This window comes from Methylomonas sp. BG-2, assembly GCF_057766305.1.
Window position 1 is genome coordinate 1 of sequence record NZ_JBYMAP010000199.1, and the last position, 7,167, is coordinate 7,167.

Consider the following 7,167-nt stretch of genomic DNA (forward strand, 5'->3'; position numbering starts at 1 on the left):
TTCAGTCCCGGCAATGCGGTAAAACCGTATACCATCCGCGCGGGGACCGCGCGCCACCCGCCGCCGTCGTTTAGTTAACAACCGTATGACCACGCTGCCGCAAACAACTGTTGTACGCACTTTTGAAGCGGTCCTCGGCCTGAATGCCTTGCTTGGAAGCACCGCCTATGCCACCCGCGGCCGCGCCTATCGCCGCTCCGGTCGCCGGATTTCCGACGATCGCGCCCAACGCGGCGCCGCCGGCAGCACCGATCAAGCCGCCGACGCCGGCGCCGATCGCGGTTTCCTTGGCGGTACCGCCGGCGGCTTGCTCGGCCAGTTGCCGGCATTCCTGCATGTCTTGATTCAGACGATAGCTATTTTTGTCGTTGTAGGTATCGACGGTCGGGGTCCAGCCGGTTTGGCTGGCGCAACCGGACAATCCAAGCGCGATAACGCCCAAGCATGAAAACGTGCGTATCGTCCTCATCTGTTCATCCCATTGCCCAACCAGGAACCCGCCGCCGCGCCGATGCCGGCGGCCAGAGGATCGCCGCGGCCCATTTCATAACCCAACGCACTACCCACCACGCCGCCGACCAAACCGGACGGGTTGCGCTGGTCGTAATACCCGTAGCGCACCGGCGGGGGTGGCGGAGCGTAATAAACCGGCGGCGCGGGCACGTATTGCACGACCGGAGCCGGCACATACACTCTTTCCACCGGATACGCCGGATAGTAGTCGCGCTGATAACGGTGATGGTGATGATGGTGGTGGCGATGATGATGTTCGCCCCAGCCGTCATCGGCGATGGCCGTGAATGAAAAGGCGATACCCAATATTGCTAAGCTTGATAATCTGAACATTGCACTCCCTCATTGGAAAATTATTCAGTTGCGAAAAATTCTAAAGACGGGGGCTTAAAGCAAAATTAAGGCGACATTATGAAACGATTAAGACGGTGAAACGGAACCGCCTCTCGGCGCTAACGATCGTCCTCGGGGACGGCCGGCGCTTGCCAGCTCCCGCGTTCGCGGGCATCCATGACGGTTTTCCAGCCTTCCGCGACATCCTGGCGGGTCAGGCCCAAGCGTTCCAATATCGAATCCAGCATGCCGGGCGTTTCCAAGCCGGGTAAACCGGGTAAGGTCGGTAATGTCGGAGCAGGCGCTTTGGCTTTCGGCGCGATGATCACATTCCCGGCGATCGGCAGCTTGCCGGCATGCCGGCAACGGGCCGCGTCGTCGGTATACAACATTTTACCGTCCACCAGACATTTGACCGGCTCCGCGGCGAGCGCCGCACCGGCGATCAGACTCAAGATCAGCGTTAAACATCTACTCATCGGGATATGTCCTCCGGCCCGCAATCCAGACCAAATGACGCGTCAGGTCTCGTCAATCGCCAGCCACTGTTTGGCCGGCGGGGCTTGATAGTCCGCGTAGCGTTCCAACAACGCATCGGGTTCGTCGGCGACGATCAATAGTTCGCGTTGCGCTGGCTTGACGAATTGTTCGGCGCGCACATGGTCCAGAAACCCGATCAGACCGTCGTAATAACCCGCGATGTTCAACAATCCGCAAGGCTTGCAGTGAAAGCCCAATTGCGCCCAAGTCCAGATTTCGAACAACTCCTCCAAGGTACCGATACCGCCCGGCAACGCGACGAATCCATCGGCCAATTCCGCCATTCGCATCTTGCGCTCGTGCATCGACGCCGTCACGTGAAGTTCAGTCAAGCCCGCGTGCGCGACTTCCTTATGCGCCAGCGCCTTCGGAATCACGCCGACGGCCTCGCCGCCCAACGCCAAAACCCGATCGGCAAGCGCGCCCATGATGCCGATGCCGGCGCCGCCGTAAATCAAACGAATGTTCCGCCGCACCATCGCCTCGGCAAGCGCGTTGGCGCCGGCGACGTAAGCCGGTAAACGGCCCGGACTGGAACCGCAATATACGCAAAGACCGCGAAACGACATTATGCCTCCCATCCGACCGGAAATAGTGGTTGAAAGTGTAGCGCAACGCCGGCCGGCCGCCGCCAAGCCAGGCTGCGATAACGGAATCAGCCGATACCCGCCGCGCGTTTATTTGTGGTAAAACCAAATCAAGGCAACGGCCTCAGCGACACGGCTATAATTCGACAGGGAGCGGCACGAGCCGGCGCGGACCGGGGCAACACCAACCCAATATAATAATGAACGTAACCCGCGGCTTATATTTCCGTTTGATCTGGGGCATCGTCCTGATCGATATCCTCGCCGTATCGGTGACCGCTCTAGCCTTGCGCCACAGCTATACCGCCTACCGGCAACGCGCCGAAGTCGCCACCCAAAACCTGGCCCGAGTCATCACCCAAACCATCGAAAGCACGATCGACCAAGTCGATTTGGGACTGCAACTGGCGGCCGAGCGGATAGAGCAGCAACTTGCCGCCGGCCGAGCGGACCCGGCGGACTTATCGGCGCATATGACCTGGCTGCAGACCAAGCTGCCGTGGGTGATCGGACTGCGAGCCACCGACGCCCGCGGCACAGTGGTGTTCAGCACCGACATCCCCAAGGAATCCCCGCCCAGCATGGCGGATCGCAGGTACTTTACCGAGCTGCGCGATCATCCTGAGTCGGGACTGTTCATTAACCAGCCGGTCATGTCGCGGATCAATAAAACCTGGGTCGTCAATTTCGCGCGGCGCTTGCGGATGCCGAACGGCGATTTTGCCGGCGTGGTATTCGCCAATATCTCGTTGGCCAATTTCGGCAACATGCTCAGTCGTATCGATGTCGGCCCGCGCGGCGCGATCAATTTGCGCGACACCGACCTGCGCTTGATTACTCGCCTGCCGTTCTCCGGCGACATCGCCAGCATCATCGGATTGCAAGACATTTCCGAGGAATTCAAATCCGAACTGAGCAAGAATCCGCGGCAAGGCACCTTTCAAAGCCCCCACAGTTTCGACGGTACCGCCCGGATTGTGTCGTTTCGGCGAGTCGACAGCTATCCACTCTATGTCAGCGTCGGTCTCGCCGAAATTGATTATTTAGCCGAATGGCGCGACGAGGTCTGGCAAATCGCCGGTTTGGTGGTGGTGTTCATCGCCATATCCTGGATCGGCGCCTGGCTAATCCTGAGGGCGTGGCGGCAACAGCAACACATCATCGAACATCTGGCCGCCGAAGAGGAAAAATTCCATATCGTTGCCGATTATCCCTACGACTGGGAATATTGGCTAAGCGAGAACGGTAAATTGAGCTATATGTCGCCCTCCTGCGAACGCATTACCGGGTATCCGCCGGAATACTTCATCGCGAATCCGGATCGATTGCACGACGTCGTATATAGCGAGGACCGCGATCCCTATTCTCTGCATCGCCACGATGCCGGGCACGCCAGACCGGCGGAACTGGATTTCCGCGTCGTGCGCCGGGACGGCGAAGTCCGTTGGATTTCGCACTGCTGCCAAGCCGCGTTCAGCCGCGACGGCCGCTACATCGGCCACCGGGTATCGAATCGCGACATCACCGATCGGCGCTTGTTTGAGCATGAGATCAACCGACTGGCCCAAGCCGCCGACCAAAATCCGGTCGGCATTCTGATTACCGAGCGCGACGGCACCGCCATCTATACCAACGCCGCCTACACCCGCATCACCGGTTACCGCTTCGGCGAAATCTACGGTAAAAGCCACCGCGAACTGATCGCTTCCGAATTGACCGAAGCCGAATTCGCCGACAGCCTGAAAACGGTCAAGGCCGGCCGGCTCTGGCAAGCCGAACTGCTCAACCGCCATAAAAACGGCGAACTGCGCTGGGAACAGATCATCGCCTCGCCGATCTTCGACAGCGAGTTCAAAGTGGGCAACTTTCTCTATCTGCGCACCGATATTTCCGAGCAAAAAGCTCTGCGCCAACAATTGCAATTGCTGAATGACGCGATGGACCAAGTCGGCGAAACCGTGTTTTTGATGGCCGAGGATACCGCCGGATTTTTGTACGTCAACCAAAGCGCTACCAGCGTACTGGGGTACAGCCGCGAAGAGTTGCTCAACCAAGTCACGGTATTCGATATCGATCCGGATTGGTCGCCGGCCCGGTTGGCCGAATTCTGGCCGCGTTTGCGCGATCAACGCCGAATTCGATTCGAAACCAGCCATCTGGCCAAGGACGGCCGACTTATCCCGGTCGAAATTACCGCCAATATCGTTGAATACGCCGGCAAGGTCTACAACTTGACGATCTGCCGGGACATCAGCGAGCGCAAGCGCAATGAAGATGAATTGCGGCGTTTGAACCGGGAACTGCAGGCGATCGGCAGTTGCAATCAGGTTCTGCTGCGCACGGACACCGAACAGACACTGCTCGACGAAGTGTGCCGTATCGTCTGCGAACAAGCCGGTTACCGAATGGCCTGGGTCGGTTTGTTGGTCCACGACGCCGAACAATCGGTCAAGCCGGTGGCCTGGGCCGGCGCCGAACTCGGCTATCTGCACAACGCCAATCTGTCCTGGGGCGACAACCAACGCGGCCAAGGCCCCTGCGGCCTGGCCATTCGGACCGGACAAGTCGTGTACGTGCAAGACATCGCCAGCGATCCGTTGATGGCGCCGTGGCGACAAGCATCGTTGCGGCGCGACTATCAATCCTGCATTGCGTTGCCGTTAAAGGACGCCGGGAATGCCGTATTCGGAATCCTGTTGATTTATGCCGACCGGGTGGGCAGCATTACGCCGGCCGAGATCCGCTTGTTGGGCGAACTGGCCAACGATCTGGCCTTCGGTATCGGCGTGCTGCGCGCCCGAGAAGAACGTCAACTGATGGAAGCGAGACTGCACGATTCCGAAGAGCGCCTGAGACTGACGCTGGAAGCAACGCAGATCGGCATTTGGGATTGGGATATCGAAAACGACCGCTGGTACGCTTCGCCCGCCTATTTCACGATGCTGGGCTATCAGCCGCAAACCGGTCCCGGCGATCGGCAGGAATGGATCAACAGGCTACATCCCGACGACCGCGTCAGAGTTCTCGACAAAATCCAAAGCGTGCTGACGGACGGCTTTCGGGAATATCAGTACGAAGCCCGGCTGCTTCACGCGGACGGTCACTACCGCTGGCAGCAAGTGCGCGGTTTCGGTATACGCCGCGACAGTCAGGGCAAGGTCACTCGGGTGCTCGGTACCCGCATGGACATCCACGAACGCAAACTGGCCGAACAAGCCACGCGCGACAGCGAAGCCAAATACCGGCGTATCGTCGATACCGCCGCCGAAGGCATCTGGGTCGTGGACGGCGCCGGCCTCACCCGCTTTGTCAACGGCCGGATGGCGGAACTGGTCGGCTACCGGACCGAGGAACTGGTCGGCCGGCCAATGAGCGATTTCATGCCGGCCGAAGACGCCGACGATCACTTGGAAAAACTCAATCGTCGGCGCGCCGGTATCACCGAGAGTTACGAGCGGCGTTTTCTGACTCGGCGCGGCCAGCTGATCTGGGCGCAAGTTTCGGCGGCGCCGGTGTTCGACGATGACGGCGTTTTCCAGGGCTCGTTGGCGATGGTCACCGACATTAGCGAACGCAAGCATAACGAAGAAGAATTACGGCGGTACAAGGATCACCTCGAAGACACGGTGCTGCAGCGCACCGCCGAATTGTTGGAAGCCCGCGACGCGGCCGAAGCCGCGAATAAAGCCAAAAGCGTGTTTTTGGCGAATATGAGCCACGAATTGCGCACGCCGCTCAACGCGATCCTAGGGTTTTCCGGACTGCTGCGGGCCGATGCGCAATTGACCGATCACCAGCGGGACAATCTGGACATCATCAATCGCAGCGGCGAACATTTATTGAATCTGATCAACGACGTGCTGGAAATGGCCAAAATCGAGGCCGGCCACTTGCAGTTGGAAATTGCCCCGTTCGATCTCGGCGGTTTAATTCGCGATGTGACCGAATTGATGCGGGTGCGCGCCGAGGAAAAAGGTCTGCGCCTGACATTGGACCAGTCGTCCGAGTTTCCGCGCTACATCAGGAGCGACGAATCGCGCTTGCGGCAAATCCTGATCAACCTAATCAACAACGCCATCAAATTCACCGAACAAGGCGGCGTCACGGTCAGGCTGGGCGTCCAGGAAAACGCCCGCCACCACCTGATTATCGAGGTGGAAGACTCCGGCGCGGGCATCGCGCCGCAAGACCGCCAGCGCCTGTTCGAACCCTTCATCCAGCTCGCCGACAGCCATTCGCCGCAAGGCGGCACCGGCCTCGGCTTGGCGATCACCCGCCAATTCGTCGAGATGCTGCACGGCCGGATCGAGGTCGACAGTCAGCCCGGCAAAGGTTCGCTGTTCCGCGTCGAATTACCGGTCGAGCTGGCGGATACCGTCGCCGTGCTCGGCCAACGCGCCGACAGCCACGGACCGATCGCCAGTTTGGCGCCCGGCCAACCCCGCTACCGCATCCTGATCGTCGAAGACCAGCCGGAAAACCAGTCCTTGTTGAGCCGGTTGATGGCCAACCTGGAATTGCCGGTGAAAATCGCCGAAAACGGCAAGCAAGGCGTCGAGTTGTTCGAAACTTGGCGGCCCGATTTGATTTGGATGGATAGGCGCATGCCGGAAATGGACGGCATCGAGGCCACGAAGCGCATCCGCCAGTTGCCGGGCGGCGATGCCGTCAAAATCGTCGCGGTGACCGCCTCGGCCTTCAAGGAACAGCAACGGGAAATGCTGGACGCCGGCATGGACGACTTCATCCGCAAGCCCTACCGGTTCCAGGAAATTTACGATTGCCTGGCCAAGCAATTGAACCTGGAATATGTTTACCTCGGCGCGCCGCCGCGCAGCACGCCAGCCGATAACGAACCCGACATCGAACGCTTGGCGGCGCTGCCGGCACCGCTAAGATTCCATTTGCGCGCGGCCCTGGAAAGCCTGGACGCCATGCGCATCGCCACCGCGATCGCCGGAATCGCCGAAGTCGAGTCCGATCTGGCGCTAACCCTGAGCCGATGCGCCGACTATTTTGACTACCCGACGATACTGTCCGCGCTGGATCGCTGCGCCACCGAAACGCGGGCGCCGAAAAACTAACCGCGCCGGACCGGGGCAACCTTCGGCCCGGTCCGGCGCGGCTGACAGCTACCCGCCGATGCGCTCGGCATTGTCAGTACCGGCGACCGGCCATCGCTGGAAATTCGTCC

The 7,167-nt window shown here is 59.9% G+C and carries 5 protein-coding genes; 1 reads left to right on the forward strand and 4 read right to left on the reverse strand.

Annotation, left to right across the window (positions count from 1 at the left end):
* Nucleotides 1–70 precede the first annotated feature (70 nt).
* From AC3B8H_RS16290 to AC3B8H_RS16305, 4 genes are all read right to left on the reverse strand, one after another.
* On the reverse strand, nucleotides 71–469 hold the full coding sequence (locus AC3B8H_RS16290) for a glycine zipper family protein (RefSeq protein ID WP_488442601.1): 399 nt from the start codon (nucleotides 467–469) through the stop codon (nucleotides 71–73).
* Entirely contained in the window at nucleotides 466–846 is a 381-nt protein-coding gene (locus tag AC3B8H_RS16295) for a hypothetical protein (RefSeq protein ID WP_488442602.1), read from the reverse strand. Before AC3B8H_RS16295 ends, AC3B8H_RS16290 begins: the two co-directional genes overlap by 4 nt.
* A 119-nt stretch (nucleotides 847–965) precedes the next feature.
* Complete coding sequence (locus tag AC3B8H_RS16300; RefSeq protein ID WP_488442603.1) at nucleotides 966–1,325, reverse strand: hypothetical protein; 360 nt, start codon at nucleotides 1,323–1,325, stop codon at nucleotides 966–968.
* Between the two features lie 42 nt (nucleotides 1,326–1,367).
* On the reverse strand, nucleotides 1,368–1,955 hold the full coding sequence (locus AC3B8H_RS16305; RefSeq protein ID WP_488442604.1) for an LOG family protein: 588 nt from the start codon (nucleotides 1,953–1,955) through the stop codon (nucleotides 1,368–1,370).
* Nucleotides 1,956–2,173: 218 nt separating this feature from the next.
* Between AC3B8H_RS16305 and AC3B8H_RS16310 the strand changes: the two genes are divergently transcribed.
* On the forward strand, nucleotides 2,174–7,057 hold the full coding sequence (locus tag AC3B8H_RS16310; RefSeq protein ID WP_488442605.1) for a PAS domain S-box protein: 4,884 nt from the start codon (nucleotides 2,174–2,176) through the stop codon (nucleotides 7,055–7,057).
* Nucleotides 7,058–7,167 lie beyond the last annotated feature (110 nt).

Coding starts and splice junctions, on each gene's coding strand:
- AC3B8H_RS16295 (WP_488442602.1), bottom strand. CDS start 846: ATGTTCAGATTATCAAGCTTAGCAATATTGGGTATCGCCTTTTCATTC.
- AC3B8H_RS16300 (WP_488442603.1), bottom strand. CDS start 1,325: ATGAGTAGATGTTTAACGCTGATCTTGAGTCTGATCGCCGGTGCGGCG.
- AC3B8H_RS16290 (WP_488442601.1), bottom strand. CDS start 469: ATGAGGACGATACGCACGTTTTCATGCTTGGGCGTTATCGCGCTTGGA.
- AC3B8H_RS16310 (WP_488442605.1), top strand. CDS start 2,174: ATGAACGTAACCCGCGGCTTATATTTCCGTTTGATCTGGGGCATCGTC.
- AC3B8H_RS16305 (WP_488442604.1), bottom strand. CDS start 1,955: ATGTCGTTTCGCGGTCTTTGCGTATATTGCGGTTCCAGTCCGGGCCGT.